The sequence below is a fragment of the Sphingobacterium sp. CZ-UAM genome (assembly GCF_002000245.1).
Taxonomy (GTDB): domain Bacteria; phylum Bacteroidota; class Bacteroidia; order Sphingobacteriales; family Sphingobacteriaceae; genus Sphingobacterium.
This window is the reverse complement of record NZ_MTCM01000001.1, coordinates 805,360-819,832: the sequence shown is the minus strand read 5'-3', so window position 1 is coordinate 819,832 and position 14,473 is coordinate 805,360. Positions and strand designations below refer to the sequence as shown.

General features: G+C 42.5%; 17 protein-coding genes. 8 read left to right on the top strand and 9 right to left on the bottom strand.

Going from position 1 to position 14,473, the window contains the following annotated elements:
• Window positions 1-178: 178 nt before the first annotated feature.
• Window positions 179-1,225 carry an alpha-L-fucosidase gene (locus BWD42_RS03505; protein ID WP_077433169.1) on the bottom strand — a complete coding sequence of 349 codons (1,047 nt, stop codon included), beginning with the start codon at window positions 1,223-1,225 and terminating at the stop codon, window positions 179-181.
• 285 nt (window positions 1,226-1,510) lie between these two features.
• On the opposite strand from BWD42_RS03505, the gene BWD42_RS03500 reads away from it, so the two are divergent.
• Window positions 1,511-2,377, top strand: coding sequence for an AraC family transcriptional regulator (locus BWD42_RS03500; RefSeq protein WP_077433167.1), 867 nt, complete (start codon window positions 1,511-1,513; stop codon window positions 2,375-2,377).
• 29 nt (window positions 2,378-2,406) lie between these two features.
• Here BWD42_RS03500 and BWD42_RS03495 read toward each other — a convergent pair whose 3' ends face one another.
• Window positions 2,407-3,918, bottom strand: a complete 1,512-nt coding sequence (locus BWD42_RS03495; RefSeq protein ID WP_077433165.1) for an FAD-dependent oxidoreductase — start codon at window positions 3,916-3,918, stop codon at window positions 2,407-2,409.
• A 202-nt stretch (window positions 3,919-4,120) separates the two neighbouring features.
• Between BWD42_RS03495 and BWD42_RS03490 the strand changes: the two genes are divergently transcribed.
• Window positions 4,121-4,894: an SDR family oxidoreductase gene (locus tag BWD42_RS03490; RefSeq protein ID WP_077433163.1), complete on the top strand. Its 774-nt coding sequence runs from the start codon at window positions 4,121-4,123 to the stop codon at window positions 4,892-4,894.
• Between the two features lie 59 nt (window positions 4,895-4,953).
• Entirely contained in the window at window positions 4,954-5,445 is a 492-nt protein-coding gene (locus tag BWD42_RS03485; protein WP_077433161.1) for a low affinity iron permease family protein, read from the top strand.
• 192 nt (window positions 5,446-5,637) lie between these two features.
• On the opposite strand, the gene BWD42_RS03480 is transcribed toward BWD42_RS03485, so the two are convergent.
• Entirely contained in the window at window positions 5,638-5,868 is a 231-nt protein-coding gene (locus BWD42_RS03480) for a hypothetical protein (protein ID WP_077433159.1), read from the bottom strand.
• 256 nt (window positions 5,869-6,124) lie between these two features.
• Between BWD42_RS03480 and BWD42_RS03475 the strand changes: the two genes are divergently transcribed.
• Complete coding sequence (locus BWD42_RS03475; protein ID WP_077433157.1) at window positions 6,125-6,442, top strand: hypothetical protein; 318 nt, start codon at window positions 6,125-6,127, stop codon at window positions 6,440-6,442.
• An 86-nt stretch (window positions 6,443-6,528) separates the two neighbouring features.
• Here the strand turns inward: BWD42_RS03475 and BWD42_RS03470 are convergent, their stop codons facing one another.
• The gene (locus BWD42_RS03470; RefSeq protein WP_077433155.1) at window positions 6,529-7,185 is read right to left on the bottom strand and encodes a response regulator transcription factor; all 657 of its coding nucleotides are present in this window, start codon (window positions 7,183-7,185) and stop codon (window positions 6,529-6,531) included.
• Between the two features lie 350 nt (window positions 7,186-7,535).
• On the opposite strand from BWD42_RS03470, the gene BWD42_RS03465 reads away from it, so the two are divergent.
• Both BWD42_RS03465 and BWD42_RS03460 read left to right on the top strand, forming a co-directional pair.
• Entirely contained in the window at window positions 7,536-8,150 is a 615-nt protein-coding gene (locus BWD42_RS03465; protein WP_077433153.1) for a DUF4142 domain-containing protein, read from the top strand.
• Window positions 8,151-8,226: 76 nt separating this feature from the next.
• The gene (locus BWD42_RS03460) at window positions 8,227-8,730 is read left to right on the top strand and encodes a hypothetical protein (RefSeq protein ID WP_077433151.1); all 504 of its coding nucleotides are present in this window, start codon (window positions 8,227-8,229) and stop codon (window positions 8,728-8,730) included.
• 21 nt (window positions 8,731-8,751) lie between these two features.
• On the opposite strand, the gene BWD42_RS03455 is transcribed toward BWD42_RS03460, so the two are convergent.
• The 5 genes from BWD42_RS03455 to BWD42_RS03435 all read right to left on the bottom strand — a co-directional run bounded on the left by BWD42_RS03455 (window position 8,752) and on the right by BWD42_RS03435 (window position 12,718).
• Entirely contained in the window at window positions 8,752-10,908 is a 2,157-nt protein-coding gene (locus tag BWD42_RS03455; protein WP_077433149.1) for a mechanosensitive ion channel family protein, read from the bottom strand.
• A gap of 18 nt (window positions 10,909-10,926) precedes the next feature.
• Window positions 10,927-11,133, bottom strand: coding sequence for a hypothetical protein (locus BWD42_RS03450; protein WP_077433147.1), 207 nt, complete (start codon window positions 11,131-11,133; stop codon window positions 10,927-10,929).
• Window positions 11,134-11,249: 116 nt separating this feature from the next.
• A complete protein-coding gene (locus BWD42_RS03445; protein WP_139351004.1) occupies window positions 11,250-11,495 on the bottom strand; it encodes a hypothetical protein in 246 nt (81 codons plus the stop codon).
• A gap of 42 nt (window positions 11,496-11,537) precedes the next feature.
• The gene (locus BWD42_RS03440) at window positions 11,538-12,209 is read right to left on the bottom strand and encodes a DUF6766 family protein (RefSeq protein ID WP_077433143.1); all 672 of its coding nucleotides are present in this window, start codon (window positions 12,207-12,209) and stop codon (window positions 11,538-11,540) included.
• Window positions 12,210-12,232: 23 nt separating this feature from the next.
• Complete coding sequence (locus BWD42_RS03435; RefSeq protein WP_077433141.1) at window positions 12,233-12,718, bottom strand: DUF421 domain-containing protein; 486 nt, start codon at window positions 12,716-12,718, stop codon at window positions 12,233-12,235.
• Between the two features lie 235 nt (window positions 12,719-12,953).
• On the opposite strand from BWD42_RS03435, the gene BWD42_RS03430 reads away from it, so the two are divergent.
• Together BWD42_RS03430 and BWD42_RS03425 are read left to right on the top strand one after the other, a co-directional pair.
• A complete protein-coding gene (locus BWD42_RS03430; RefSeq protein ID WP_077435737.1) occupies window positions 12,954-13,697 on the top strand; it encodes a hypothetical protein in 744 nt (247 codons plus the stop codon).
• Window positions 13,698-13,699: 2 nt separating this feature from the next.
• Window positions 13,700-14,434: a metallophosphoesterase gene (locus BWD42_RS03425; protein WP_077433139.1), complete on the top strand. Its 735-nt coding sequence runs from the start codon at window positions 13,700-13,702 to the stop codon at window positions 14,432-14,434.
• Window positions 14,435-14,473 lie beyond the last annotated feature (39 nt).

Genomic DNA, 14,473 nt, shown 5'->3' with positions numbered 1-14,473 from the left:
TGGCAGCCAAACACAGTTCCCCACCGAAATGCAGTTCATGCCCGAGATACAGCCTGCCTGATCGGAGGCAGAATTTGCTGGTACGAACGGGCTCTTTATCATCCCGCAGACCTAAGGACTAAACTGGACTTGAATGGATAGCATCAGGGGCAGCTTCGGTATATAAGGATAATCTTTTTTATAATTTTAATTTTTCCTTCAGCTGGAGCAGCAGCGCTACATCCGTATCCTTGATACGTCCCTCCCTGTTTGGTCCAACATTCAGAATCAGGATATTATCCTGTGCCGTTGCCGTTCGGTAGATCTCCTCCAGTTCCGCAAGTGTCTTGTACTTTTTGTCAGTCGTATTATAAAACCAGCGTTCGCCAAGCACAACTGTAGTTTCAAAAGGCATATAGTAGGTATTTCCCTGTGCGGTAAAGAGTTTGGGATCTGAACTACTTGGTAAATAGGGATCACCTAAACGGAAGTCACTGGGGAAATAACGTATGGGAAATAAATTCTGCTGATCCTTGGGCAGTACAGCATGTTTATCTGCATTTTCAGGACTACCAATACTCCAATTAATACCTACCTGACACTGAGGCACCTTAGTTTTGACCAAGGTATAAATTTCCTGCGCTGGCCATCTGTAATTCGCCTTTTCCCAACCACCATCCAACCAAAGTTCGACGATATCTGTATATTTCTTCGTCATGTCAAGCAATTCATTCAATTGATTAAGCATGTAGGTATTATAGGCTCCATCCGCTTGGCTGTCATTTACATTTCCATTTTGTTTCCTGTCCCACAGCGAGTAATAAAGCCCGAGACGGATACCCTGCTTGCGGCATTCCTTAGCCAATTCGACAACAACATTCGTCTTATTCGCTGAATTTGCCACGTCATAATCGGTATATTTACTATCCCATAAGCAAAAACCGTCGTGATGCTTGCTTACCAATATGATATATTTCATTCCCGCGGCTTTCGCTGTAGACACCCATTGTTTTGCGTCAATAGTTGTAGGCGCGTAAGAAGCGGCAGGTTTCGATCCATCGGTCCATTCCTGATCGTGAAAGGTATTCATACCAAAATGTATAAACATGCCGTACTTCCGATCGATCTGCTCCTGTTGATAGCGGTTGGGTTTATCAGATGCAGTAGGTACAACAACTTTCGTCTGGGCTAACAGCTTAGCTGCCAACAAATAGAAGGTCAAACTAAAAAAAACCAGCTTTTTCATCGTTTTTGTTTTAGGTTATTATTCGGTTTTTATTGCGTCAATCAGTTTATATAAAACACCACTTCCATATCCCACCGGATAGGCCCTTTCGCACAAGGGCTGACCGGGTATTTTTGATATCGTTACCCCTTTTTTAAACATCGCTAAGCTACTATTCCTGGGAGAATAAAACTGTACCTAGATTGCTCAATATTGACACTATATTAACAGTGTTTAGATTACTATTTCATATTTAAGATAAAATAAGCTATTTTTAACGTCCAAGTAATAATTCAATAACCCTAAATGAAACCCATCTTCACAAGAATACTGGAAGGATCCGAGATTGCGACATATGCCACAAAGGAAGTTTGTCAGCCTTTTTTTTCTACAGAATTCCATTTTCACAGGGCCTGCCAGATGACCTATATTGTCCAAAGTGAAGGTAAACGTATTATAGGCGACAGTATCGACAGCTTTTCGACCGATGAATTGACTTTCGTAGGGCCTGACCTTCCCCATGTTTGGTATAACAACAGTTCAAACCGGGATTCTACACATTTATCGCGCTCAATGGCACTTTATGTGGAACCTAAATTATTGCTAGAGGTATTTGGGCAGCTATTTAAAACACATAAAATCGAAACTTTTTTGACCGCATCCAAGCGGGGACTTCTATTCCGGGGCGAAACAAAACAGCAGCTAAAACACAAACTGGAACAGATGCTTCAGCTTGACTATGGTTTTAAAAAAACAATATTGCTTCTTGAAGTCATTGAATTATTAATCACAACCGATGAATATGAATACCTTTCCAGTCCAGGTTATACACATAATTACAGTTCGATGGATAACGAGAAAATCGACCGTATCTTTAAATTTGTTTTCAACAATTTCACAAAAGAGATTCCATTGGATCAGGTTGCGGCACTAGCGAATATGTCCAAACATTCGTTTTGCCGTTATTTTAAGTCGCGTACACAAAAGACTTTCGTACAGTTCGTCAATGAAGTACGCGTCAGCGAATCATGTCGGCTGATTACTGAAAACAAATTACAGATCACCAATATAGCCTTTGCCTGCGGATTCAATAGCTTATCTAATTTTAATAAGATTTTTAAAGGTATAAAGGGTATAACGCCAAGTACATACAGAGCTCAGTTACGGATATAAAACAATAATTCCATATAGAAAAATCTGCATCAGCGATCCATCTCCTGAAGTCCTGAGGTCGCTGGTCCGTTCAATAACTTGCCTTCAATATCAAAACGGGATCCATGGCAGGGGCAATCCCAGCTCTTTTCGGATGGATTCCAATTTACCGTACAGCCCATGTGTGGGCAGACTGAACTTAGACAGTGCAATACAGCCTGTTCATCACGATAGACAGCAAATGTCTTGCCCTCGTATTTCACGATGCGTCCTTCCTCCAATGGTATATTTTCAAATGCATCAATCTTATCGGCGGACAATTTATCCATGATAAAATGCTGCGATGCGCTCCATCCTTCCGACAGTACACTTTTTGCACTAGCTATCGGCTTAATACGGGCGGGCGAGAGCAATTTGGCCAATGCTGTTTCTTTATTTAATAACAGGTCGGGAATAATTAATGAAGCCATTGAACCGAAGGTCATTCCATTTCCACCATAGCCGGTAGCAATATACACGTTAGGTTCATTCGGCATACGACCAATATAGGGTAAACCGTCAGCTGATACATAATACTGAGATGACCATTGCGCTGTTACTTCCTGGTATTCAAAATTCTTATTTACCAGCTCTTTGAGATCGTAAAAATGTTTTTCTGTATCCCGTTCATCCCCGGTTCTATGATCAAAACCACCGGCAATGAGATAGTACCCGTCGCCAGTGCGATGATATCTAAAGTAATGATAAGGATCATACAGGTCTGCGGTCTGGGCAAGCATCTCCGGCGCATGCTGAAGTTTCAACGTAAGGGCATAACTCCGATAGGGTGCTACCAATAGATCAAACCTATTTCTCCCAGGTGGTATATGGGTAGCCCAAACGATATTTTTTGCTGTAAAGATGCGTTCATCACTTGTTTTCAAGGTGATTTCGCCCTCTTTATTTTCATATGCGACAATGGATTGATTTGTCAAAATCGCCCCGCCATTTTTCCCGAAAGCATCCAGGAGCCCAAGTAGATATTTCAATGGATGAAATTGCGCCTGACCTTCAATTCTGATCGCTTTTACAAATGGAAGGCTAAAAGGCAAGGTATTACTGGGAAGAGTTTTTAAACCCAATTGTTGATGTGCGGCAAGAATACGATCGAGCTGTTCGTTCTGACTTTCTTCGGCACTGAAGAGAAAAAAATCACATTCTTCAAAATCGCAATTTATATGGTACCTAAGTACATTCTTCTTTATATGATCCAAGGTATCCTTCGTACTATTGACCAATAACCGAGCGGCCTGTTCGCCAAAATTCGCGATAATTTCATCGTAGGATGCATCGTAAAAATTATTGATATGGGCCGTTGTTCCACCTGTGGTGCCGAATCCGGGGTTTTCCTTATCCAGAAGCAGACATTTCACACCGCTATCCTGCAGTTTCTTCGCGAGGGTCACACCAGTGATTCCTGCTCCAACAATAATGGTATCAAACACCAAGTCAGTAAAATCCGTGGAAAAATTTTGCCCCTCGAGAGTCTGCCAAAAGCTCTTGTTTCTACCGTCACGTTTCATCTATGATTCAATTTTAAAGACTGGGCGCAATGCGCCCAGTCTTTGGTGGTATAACTAATTATGATTTGTAAGGAAAGAACCAATCCCCCAGATAATCGTTTTGGGAAGAAATACGTAAAAAAAAGAAGAAGTACGCCATCGAATACTGGACCAAACCTTCTCAATTCAGCCATTGTTCTTCACGAAACAAGCAAAAAGTAATATGACAAATCACCCCAACGCGTATGTAAATTCCGTTATGCATCCCTGGATAAAGGATAAAAAGATAATGATTACCGGCGGGACTACAGGTATCGGCCGGGCCACAGCCCTATTGCATGCCAGCCTAGGCAACGATGTTTTTATTTGTGGTCATCATGAAAGACAACTCGAGGATACGTTGTCTGATTTCGAAAAATTAAATGCCTTGGGTTCGCTGACAGGGCTTGCAATTGATTTAGCCACAGAAGAAGGCATAGCTGAGCTTTTTAAAAAATTCGACAGTATGTATGATCATATAGATGTCCTTGTTAATAATGCCGCAATTGCTTTTCAATCGGTCAAGGAAGGCAGCTATGACGATCAGGCTTACATCTTACGAACCAACATCCTTGCTTACCTTTCCTGTGCGCAGGCTGCATTGTACCGCATGGAACCACGAGGTGAAGGTCACATCGTTAATGTAGGGTCGATGAGCGCGGATGTAAGGGAAGCGCAAAGCTCGGTTTATGTGTGCACAAAAGGTGGAATTCAAGCTTTCACCGAATCCTTGCGTAAAGAAGCTAACCCCAAGGGCATTCAGATATCACTTATCGAACCAGGATCTGTTGGAACAGACATGCAGCCCTACTCTCCAGCAGAGCAGCGTAAAAAAATTGAAGCGATGGAAATGCTATACGCGGAAGACATCGCCCGATCCATCGTGTTTATGCTATCTCAGCCAACACGCACCTCAGTCGTAAGTATGCAGGTAAAACCTCTACGTCAAATTATATAGTAAAACGGCGTGCAGCCTGTATCAATATAGCAAATGATTATACGATCAAAATAAAACGCATGAAAAAGAAGAAAAATTTATTCGAACGGTTTTCGAACTGGGCCACACATGCTACCGGAAGTTCAGCGGCATTTATTTTGGCAACCTCCACTGTTATTGCCTGGGCAGTAAGCGGTCCTATCTTTGATTACTCTGAAACCTGGCAACTGGTGATCAACACAGGTACAACAATTGTTACCTTTCTCATGGTATTTCTCATCCAAAAATCACAGAATAAAGATTCCAAAGCACTCCATTTGAAACTCAATGAGCTGATTGCATCCCATGAAGGAACGAGCAACCGGATGGTGAGCTTAGAGGACTTGAGTGAGGAGGAATTGGACCAGCTTGCCAAGTTTTATGCACACATCGCAAAACTTGCCCTCAAAGAGAATGATCTCACCCATACACATTCCATTGATGCAGCGCAGGAAAACCATAACTTTAAAAATAAACAGCGTCAAAAACGAAAAGACAGTAGTCCGTCAACAAAACAGCCGAAGGACTTATAAACAAAACGTATAATTTAATTCCGCATCCCATCAAACTTATCGCTTAATCCATATTTATTTATCCCAGGAGCGGGAAAGAATTAGCGGGCCTAAAAATCTGTTAAGCAATAGTTTTAAAACAAAAAAAACAGGATTGTCCAAATTCTTTGGACAATCCTGTTTGGTTTTCCTTCAGTCAGAAGAACAGCGATCCTAGTCGTGGCCTTCAGTTTTAACGATCTTGTTGTAGATACCCAATAATAAAAATGGTGCAGCCCATTGTCCAACGAACAATGCCGTTTTATCTTGCATCATACATTTTAACGTAGCCGATAAGCCCATTGCGAGTAAAGCTGCCCCTAAGAATACCGTTGAAGGGACTTTAGAAGTTTGTTTTTCAATTTTTTTGGTGATTTCACCCTCGTTTCCAGTTATTAGTGCCATAATGCTAAATGTTTATGCTCAAAGAGCGGTTCATTTAACTAAACAGCGTCAAAAGTTCATTCGTTCGCTTAGATGATTAGAAATCTTCAAAACACGCATATAATCCTTATAAAAGGTAAAAACCTCATTTTCAAACGATAAAACCGCGTTGTATAAAATGATTGCTTTTACGTACTAATCGTCCCCGAAATCGTACTAATTCTACTAACTATTTGCAGAATAGATCTGTTCGTCCTATGAAACTAATATAAAATAAATGAACAGCAATCTGATTACGCAAGAAAGGTATCAAGGTATACCGATCATTGCATTCACCGTCATTCAGGGTGGTCCAAATGATTTTCCGGAGGATATACCGGATCGACCCGAAGAAGAGTTACCGGAAAATGATCCCAATGATCAACCCGAAATCGATCAGGAGGATCTGGACACAGAGGAAGAATTAGACCTTGGTGAACAGGAAGAAGTTCCTGAGCTAGATGAAGAAGAAATCGACGAAAGCGCCAACGATGCGGAAGGTGTCCCCGTAGAACCTCGAAATCCCCCTTCGGACTTAAATGAGACAACTATTTAACAAAAAAGGTATGCATAATGGGCCGTATTAATTTCAATACCGGCCCATTTATCTGGCTTGACAATGCCATTAAGGCAGCGAATCATTTAACTTAACAGTTTGGTTTTAAATCCAAATCGGATCAATCCGGCTGTATTGCGGGAATTTGTTTTCTCCAATAGTTGTTGCCGATGCCCTTCCACAGTACGTTTGCTTAAAAATATTTGGTCCGCAATCTCGGCATTGGTATAACCTTCGGCAATTCGTTCCAGTACCAATAACTCACGCTCAGAGAGTTCATACCTTTCCATAACATCGTTTTTATTTACCGCCCTAGGGATATGCTGGGACGAATAATCCATCAGATCAAATGAGAGTGCTGAACTGATATAACGTCCGCCGCGCTGAACCTGTCTGATGCCAAATAGAATCTCATCCAGGTGTGAACTTTTGAGCAGATAGCCATCAACACCGAGATCAAATGCGTCAGCTACGAGATGAAAATCATTATCCATGGTTAATATAATAATTTTGATGTCCGGAGAGCGGGCTTTTACCGCCTTAATAAATCTTATCCCATCCATTTTATCCATATGGAGGTCCGTAAGAATGAGGTCCGGCTGAGGAGCCCCTACAAGATACTCCAAGGCATTTTTACCATTTTCTGCCTCTGCAATTACAGTTATATCTTCTTGAGCCTCTAAAATTAATCGGAAACCTGAACGTACCAGTGCATGGTCGTCTACTAAAAGTAACTGTGTCATAGCTCTCTGTTTTGTCTTCGTGGTTTAAGTATGAATAAATTTATTTTTTACTGTAACAATTCACCTCGGGGAATAGTTTTTTTAATTTGTTTTCCTCAAAAACGCACTTCTACGATAAGGCTGCGTATCAGTCTCAAATTTTGCTTTAAATACCTAAAATAATGGTTTTCAAAACGCAGCCTTGTCCAGCCATGTTCCTAAAGTAACATTTTAAAGGAGGAAGCTATGTTTACATCTATTATTATTGGTATTGTCTTTATCCTGGTGGCTACTTACATCATTATTAATTATAGGCACCGGAGGAGCGGTACGCGCAACAGGAAGAATCGTTAATATTAAATAATTGCATTATGAAAATCATTTTAAGAATCGTTGGCTTATGTATAGCCATAATGACCTGGACAATGGTCATTTACGCACAGGACAACAGTCAGACCCAGGCACAGTCTGGCGATATAGACTTTGCTAGCAAAGCAACAGCAAGTAATAACTTCGAAATCCAGGCTGCAAATATTGCGCTGACAAAATCGCAGGATCAAAATGTCAAGCAATATGCGCAAATGATCGTCGATGATCATACAGCCGCCGGAAACGAACTGTCAACATTGGTTAAAAACAAAAACTGGCAATTGAGCACGCCCGATAACCAAAATTACACGCAGTTAATCGATCAGTTGAACAATGCGGACCCAGCCAATTTTGATCGTACTTATGTTGATCTGATGGCCAAAAGCCACCAGGATGCCATCACCCTGTTTAAGGATGCCAGCACCGGCACTGCCACTACAGACGCAGAACTGCGTAAATTTGCAACTGACAAAATTCCGGCTTTCCAGAAACATCTCGATCAGCTAAAGACGATGCAGCCCGCGGCAGATACCACAACAAAAGATACATTAAAAAATACGAGCCCAGGCGCACCAAGCCCAAACAAGTCAAAAATGCCCAAACCCATGTTAAAATAAATTATATTACTCCAACTTTTCAATGTTGAGGACAAAGTTATAGGCTTTGTCCTCCTCTTTTTAAATAAACTTTTTTATGGAACAGACATTCGATTATATACACGAACTTTTAAATAGACAGATGGCCCTTCGGGCGAAAATTGAAGCTAGTCCCAGCGCCGGTGAAATTAGTTTTAGCTATGGCGAGGATTATTATCAAGAAGAAGTCAGGAGTATGGGCCTGGCGATGATCCGTGAGGGCATGAACGATGAAGGTGAGCAACTGATCCTCGACTTTACCCAGGAGCATTATCCAGATAAAATTGATAATGAGCGTCTATGGATACAAAAAATGATGCGCTATCTAAATGCCATTACCGATACATTGATTGATAATTTACATGCGGAAGGTTACAAATGGCTACAGGGAAACGTCGATATGCCCAACGAGCATGCCATATTCTATCCCCTGTTTGACCTTAATGCCGATAGCTTACAATCGTTGGAGCTGGGACTAAATACAATTGTTGATTTGAGTAAGCCCGAGGAATTGGAAAGTCTACATGGCTGGCTTTATTATCGATCCGAAAAAAAATGCTAATGGTAAGGGTGCATTGTTTCGCTAGGCAGAACTAACTTTCGTGTCGTATTTAATCGCTTCAATCCTGACGGTCTCCAGAAACTTACTTCTGAAACGTTCGATCTGTTGTACATTCTGAATCCCAACCTGCACCGACAGAATATAGGCTTCTGCTGTTATATCCTTGGTGAATATTTTCAATGGGATTCCCGGATCAATTTCGTCAAAGGAAGGGATTATCTCCAGAAGCCATTGTTTCCATTGCGCAACAGCTCTTGTGGAAATAAAAGTCAATTGTAGATTTAAGCGGATATCAGCTTCACCAAATGTCCAATTAACCAAACGTCCGGACAGAAGGTCACCATTGGGAATAATGACCTGAGCCCCTTGGTCAGTAAGCAATATACTGGATCGGATACCGATCTGCAATACTTGTCCTTTTTTGTCGGCTAGCTCTACATAATCACCGACTTTAAATGGTCGTTCAAAAACCAAAATAACCCCTGAAACAAAATTATTAATAATGTTCTGCAGGCCCAAACCAATACCAACACTCAAAGCACCTACGATTACCGTAAGTTTATCCATGCTGAGCCCAAGAATTCGTATACCGATCAGAAAGCCAACGATGAAAATAAATACACGGACCAAAGGCAGAAGGGCCGTCCGACGCTGATTTTTCTTGGAGATCGGATCTTCCAGCAGGTCTTTCAGATTTTTTTGTATCCAGTTTGCAAGGGCAATTACCGCAATTGCGAGAACAACGTCACCATAGGTATATGTTAGACCTCCTATACTGTGACTGCTATTCAACAGTCTATCCAGCAGACGGCGCACCTCACTTGTGAGGTGCAGGCTATTTGTCCAAACGATCAGGACAAGGATAAAAGCAAAAAGCCCCACAATCCGGCCCAATGCCTGGACCATTTTTGTCTTGTCGAACCGGCGTATGAATCGTTCCTCACCTGCCTTCTCGTAAGAATTGACCAGATCATGTGCTAACATATCCCGAAAAGCCCGTAAAGATAAAGCCTGTAAAAGGCCGATACCGACCGCGATACTGCATATCCGTGCTAGATTTAGAAAACCAAAAAGGTTAAATAAAATGGCGCATGTACCTACCAAAATCAATATCCATCGCATAAGATAATGCAGGTGATCAAAAGGATTGTCTTCGTCCGTCTGTTTTCCTAAAGCCCAGACCAAACGTAAGCCAGCCAAATTGACAGCCACAGCAATGCCTCTAGTCAGCAAATCGCTGTCCACGACCAGGTGAATTCCTAACAGGGCAATATAATAAAGGAAAACTAAACGCATAATGCGAACTTTCACGGCCGAAAGTTCAACATGAAGTAGGATATATAAAAAGGTAAATATTAAGAGGTAGCTTAATTCGAGCACCAGCACTGGAATACGGAATGATGTCAGGGGCAACATAATAAGAAAGAAAATCGCAAATTTTAACAAAGGAATCCACCAGGGCTGATTACGGTGAAGTGGTAGCTCCTCCCCGGCCCCTACGGCTCGCCGCCGCATCAAATATAAGCAATACAAATAGGTTAGGCTCACCAATATCAACAGCAGCCGCCCGTCCCAGGCGGAATCGTAATAGCGTAACGATAATCCATCCTGCTCGAGATTTTTCCGTACCACTTTCTGTAAATGTGACCAAAACGTACCTGCTTGCGCTGCCTGAATGACCTGTTGCTGTTGTTTTGCTTTTATGCCCATATCCCTCAAGTCAACAAGCAGCTGTTCGGCATCGGTTGCCAGGGCAGCTACACTATCTTGCACGCTTTTCCAGGATGAGGCCAGGGAGTCTGGCAGTATGACCTGCTTCTGTGCAATTCTGATTTTATTTCCTAGATTCTGTACCGGTGGAATGGTGCGGCTGATATAGCGCTGTACCTCCCGTGGAATCGACTGGTTGTATTCTTGACGCTGCCAGGCGAGCATACGCTTGACGCTGTCCAGTTCGGAATAATAAAGATCCAGCTGTGCCCGCCATTGATGGGCATAATTTCTTAAGGTAATAAGGGGGCTCTCCGGTAGCGAGTCCCTTAGACTTGCTGAATCTAAAGCAGCCTTAGTTGAATCTAGCGGCTGCCCATACAGCAGCGCACAAAAGAGGCTCAGGTAAACTAAGCTACCCAGCCTCCAAATGCTGCATTTTGATAGAATTCTTCTTCCAACCACCATAACTGGTATTCAGGCTCACTATTGTGGTTTCGCCGGAGATGGCTGACGTTGTAGGCTATCCGTACTATCTGAAGCAAGCGTATCCCTGCCAGCTGGAGGAGTCTGCCCTTCGTCCGGTGTCATGGATGAATCATAAGAACCGTTTGCCTGATTTCCCTTATTGCTACTGTTGTCGCATCCCCACAATCCGAGAAGTAATACGACTAAAAGACTGATTTTTTTCATATACAAGTGTTTAAGTGTTCAAACTATTTGGATGTTGAACCTTATCAAAAATGGAAAAGTTCTCCTAACTTCCAATTTGAGTACTTCCTTACAATAACAGGTAGAACTACGTAAACTTATTCGCCGTCCTTTTCCCGGTCAAGATTGTCCAAAGGAACACCCTGCTCTTTCATGGCAATACTGTCCTGAAGTGTATCTGCGGGGCGACTACGGTGAATATTATCCAGCGGGACACCCTGACTGTTCGCTGCGGTATCGGTTACAGGTATATTGTCTTCAGCGGTTTTATCCGTTCTGTCCCTGCATGCAAGCAGCACGAACGTTAGAGCTAGGACGCCCATTATTAATTTCGATCTTTTCATTTTAATCCAATTTATATTGATAATATTCTGAATCTGTATAGATCAGTTCTTTCCGGTTTGCGCATGTGGCGCATCTACAGGTTTGGATTCCGGAGATCCTTTTTGTCTTAAGAAAATGGTAAAAAATACAATTGACAGTACGGATAAAAATTCACTCTGCCAGTTTTGAAAGGTTTCAAACCAGAATTGAGGCATCAGCAGATAAGTCCAGACGGCATCAGGCGGCAAACCATCAAGTATTTGTTCCATATTATGCTGGCGCCAGCTTCCATAAAAATGTACGACCCAACTGATCAGGAATAGCAGCGCAAAACAAATAAACAAGGATGAACTGTATATACGCAGCAGCCATCCTCCTTTTCGAACAGGATAAGGTGCGTCCGGTCCGGGTTTTGGTTCACGGTCCACCTCCTCAGGTTCATCCAGCTTTTTTGATTCCGCGGATCCCCATTGGCGCAATCCCACCGTAAGCATGACGTAAAGCGCCATCTGTAAAAATTCACTTTCAAAATTTTCAAAAGTGGCTGAAATAAAATGTCCGGTTCTGAGGTAGGAAACTAATGTCAAAGGCGCTTGCTGCGCTTGTTGTAACTCCTCGTTGTGTACCTTCCAACCTGTGACAAATTGCATTCCGAGCGCAAAAATAAAAAGGATTAAGAATACCAGGCTCAAACCATTCCGGTATAAAAAGGAATAAGAATCTTTCGTTTTCATAACTGTTATTTTATGATAAGATATTATGCTTTTGTTTTCAGGGTAAAGCTGATCCTACCGTTGGGTTCCATGAATGCGATATCAACTTCATCGAGATGCTTACTGTGCGTCTCCAGGCGCAAACTGGTCAATAAATCTGTTCGGCTAACTCCCAAACGATCCATCTGATCCCATTGAATCTGATCATTTTTATATAATACAGCAGGTTTCCCTTTGACGAGATTACCCAAATAAGGGAGGCGAGCCGATACTTGCGCCAAAATCTTATTGACCATAATCATTACAGCTCCTGCAAATACAGTCGACATAAAAGGCGATGCACCTACTATGCCCCGTGCCAATACCGAACCCAACATGATTATAATCACAAAATCCACTCCTGATTTTCTGCCCAATATCCTGATTCCACCCAAACGAACTAAAAATAGGGCTACCATAAACATAATCAATGCACGCATTCCCATCTGAACCATTGAGAGCTCCTCACCCGAGCCGAATAAACTTTCCATGATTTTTTCAGTTTAATTTAATTGTTCGATAAACAAGAGTAAAGCCGTTTAGGGTTGAATCCTTTGTCATAAAACAGCTCCTTTTGCTTTAATGAGAACCTCTGCAGGCATCGAAGCGGTTTGCCTGAGAATGGAAATCAAGTACTTATACCCGAGCTAAATGTGGGGAATACGTTTTCATGAGCTAAATCCAAACTACTACGATTTTAAGGCTGTTTTAACTAAAAATGATACTATGATCGATCTTGATAATCCCCCTAAAGAATGCATTACATTCTTTCAGGATACACTACAGCTGCTAAACAGCAGCGGCAGCTCTTTTATGGTTGGCGGGGCACTGGCAATGTTTCATTACACGGGGATTATCCGGCCCACCAAAGATCTCGATATTTTTTGCAAAAGCAGTGCTTATCCGGCAATACTGAAACATTTTGCCGCCAATGGTTACCAGACTGAATTGACCGATGTCCGCTGGCTTGCCAAAATTCATAAAGCACCTTATTTTATTGATATCATATTCGATAGTGTCAATCATAACTGCACGATAGAACAAGATTGGTACGATCGTGCACCGGAAGGCATCTTATTTGACACGCCGGTGCGCTACGTTCCGGCAGAAGAACTTGTCTGGTGCAAATTATACGTACAAAATCGGGAACGTCATGATAGTGCTGACATTAATCATCTGTGGCTCCGTTATGGAAAACAATTCGACTGGAATCATTTATTGATGCGCATGGATCAACATTGGCATCTTCTACTGGCGCAGCTGATTATATTCCAGTTTACTTATCCACATGATTATCGCGATATTATCCCACGGGATTTGTTCGACGAACTGATCAAACGTGCGCAGGAACAGTATGATCTTCCTCCCTGCCTCGAAAAAGTGTGTTTGGGTCCGCTGATTGATCAGACGCAATACCAAATTGATATCAAAGAATGGGATTATAAATCATATACGATAAAAACTGTATAGCGATGGCAAAGAAAACAACAATTGCAGCAATAGGTGATATTCATATGAATCAGAGCCAACATGGAAAATGGAAAACTATATTTGAGGAAATTTCCACAAAAGCCAAAGTTCTGCTCTTATGTGGCGATCTGACAGATACGGGTGACGAAGAAGAAGCGGAAATGCTCGTTGCGGAATTACAGCACTTAAAAGTTCCGGTGATTGCAGTTCTAGGGAATCACGACTATGAAAAAGGCCGTCAAAAGCAGATTCGTCAGATTCTGACAGATAGCAAGGTCAGCGTCCTGGATGGGGAGGCTATTGTCACAGCAGGCATCGGTTTTGCTGGCGTGAAGGGGTTTGGCGGCGGCTTTGACCGCTATATGCTCTCGATGTTTGGCGAAGATGCGATGAAAAGTTTTGTTCAGGAAGCAGTTAACGAATCCCTCCTATTGGATCGGGCGCTAGCAAGGCTAGAGCAGGAATATACAGACATAAAAAAGGTAGCGCTGCTCCATTACGCTCCCATCGCCGAAACTGTAGTGGGCGAACCCAAAGAGATCTACCCTTTTTTGGGTTCTACGCATCTGATGGAACCTATTCAGCGCCGAAATGTCACAGCCGCATTCCACGGCCATGCACATGCGGGCAAATTTAAAGCGCAATCCCCCGCAGGCATCCCGATTTACAATGTGGCCGTTCCTGTTTTGAAGGCGCATCATGGCGATGATACCAGTTTTGCCCTCATCGACATCTAGCGGGCGACCGCCCCCGGCCTTGCTGGGCAGTCCGGGCCT

What these genes read in the sequence shown, in the direction of transcription:
- BWD42_RS03455 (WP_077433149.1), bottom strand. Translation starts at nt 10,908, where the DNA reads ATGGTGGTTGGAAGAAGAATTCTATCAAAATGCAGCATTTGGAGGCTG.
- BWD42_RS03485 (WP_077433161.1), top strand. Translation starts at nt 4,954, where the DNA reads ATGAAAAAGAAGAAAAATTTATTCGAACGGTTTTCGAACTGGGCCACA.
- BWD42_RS03470 (WP_077433155.1), bottom strand. Translation starts at nt 7,185, where the DNA reads ATGACACAGTTACTTTTAGTAGACGACCATGCACTGGTACGTTCAGGT.
- BWD42_RS03430 (WP_077435737.1), top strand. Translation starts at nt 12,954, where the DNA reads ATGATCGATCTTGATAATCCCCCTAAAGAATGCATTACATTCTTTCAG.
- BWD42_RS03435 (WP_077433141.1), bottom strand. Translation starts at nt 12,718, where the DNA reads ATGGAAAGTTTATTCGGCTCGGGTGAGGAGCTCTCAATGGTTCAGATG.
- BWD42_RS03465 (WP_077433153.1), top strand. Translation starts at nt 7,536, where the DNA reads ATGAAAATCATTTTAAGAATCGTTGGCTTATGTATAGCCATAATGACC.
- BWD42_RS03480 (WP_077433159.1), bottom strand. Translation starts at nt 5,868, where the DNA reads ATGGCACTAATAACTGGAAACGAGGGTGAAATCACCAAAAAAATTGAA.
- BWD42_RS03440 (WP_077433143.1), bottom strand. Translation starts at nt 12,209, where the DNA reads ATGAAAACGAAAGATTCTTATTCCTTTTTATACCGGAATGGTTTGAGC.
- BWD42_RS03505 (WP_077433169.1), bottom strand. Translation starts at nt 1,225, where the DNA reads ATGAAAAAGCTGGTTTTTTTTAGTTTGACCTTCTATTTGTTGGCAGCT.
- BWD42_RS03425 (WP_077433139.1), top strand. Translation starts at nt 13,700, where the DNA reads ATGGCAAAGAAAACAACAATTGCAGCAATAGGTGATATTCATATGAAT.
- BWD42_RS03500 (WP_077433167.1), top strand. Translation starts at nt 1,511, where the DNA reads ATGAAACCCATCTTCACAAGAATACTGGAAGGATCCGAGATTGCGACA.
- BWD42_RS03445 (WP_139351004.1), bottom strand. Translation starts at nt 11,495, where the DNA reads ATGAAAAGATCGAAATTAATAATGGGCGTCCTAGCTCTAACGTTCGTG.
- BWD42_RS03450 (WP_077433147.1), bottom strand. Translation starts at nt 11,133, where the DNA reads ATGAAAAAAATCAGTCTTTTAGTCGTATTACTTCTCGGATTGTGGGGA.
- BWD42_RS03490 (WP_077433163.1), top strand. Translation starts at nt 4,121, where the DNA reads ATGACAAATCACCCCAACGCGTATGTAAATTCCGTTATGCATCCCTGG.
- BWD42_RS03495 (WP_077433165.1), bottom strand. Translation starts at nt 3,918, where the DNA reads ATGAAACGTGACGGTAGAAACAAGAGCTTTTGGCAGACTCTCGAGGGG.
- BWD42_RS03460 (WP_077433151.1), top strand. Translation starts at nt 8,227, where the DNA reads ATGGAACAGACATTCGATTATATACACGAACTTTTAAATAGACAGATG.
- BWD42_RS03475 (WP_077433157.1), top strand. Translation starts at nt 6,125, where the DNA reads ATGAACAGCAATCTGATTACGCAAGAAAGGTATCAAGGTATACCGATC.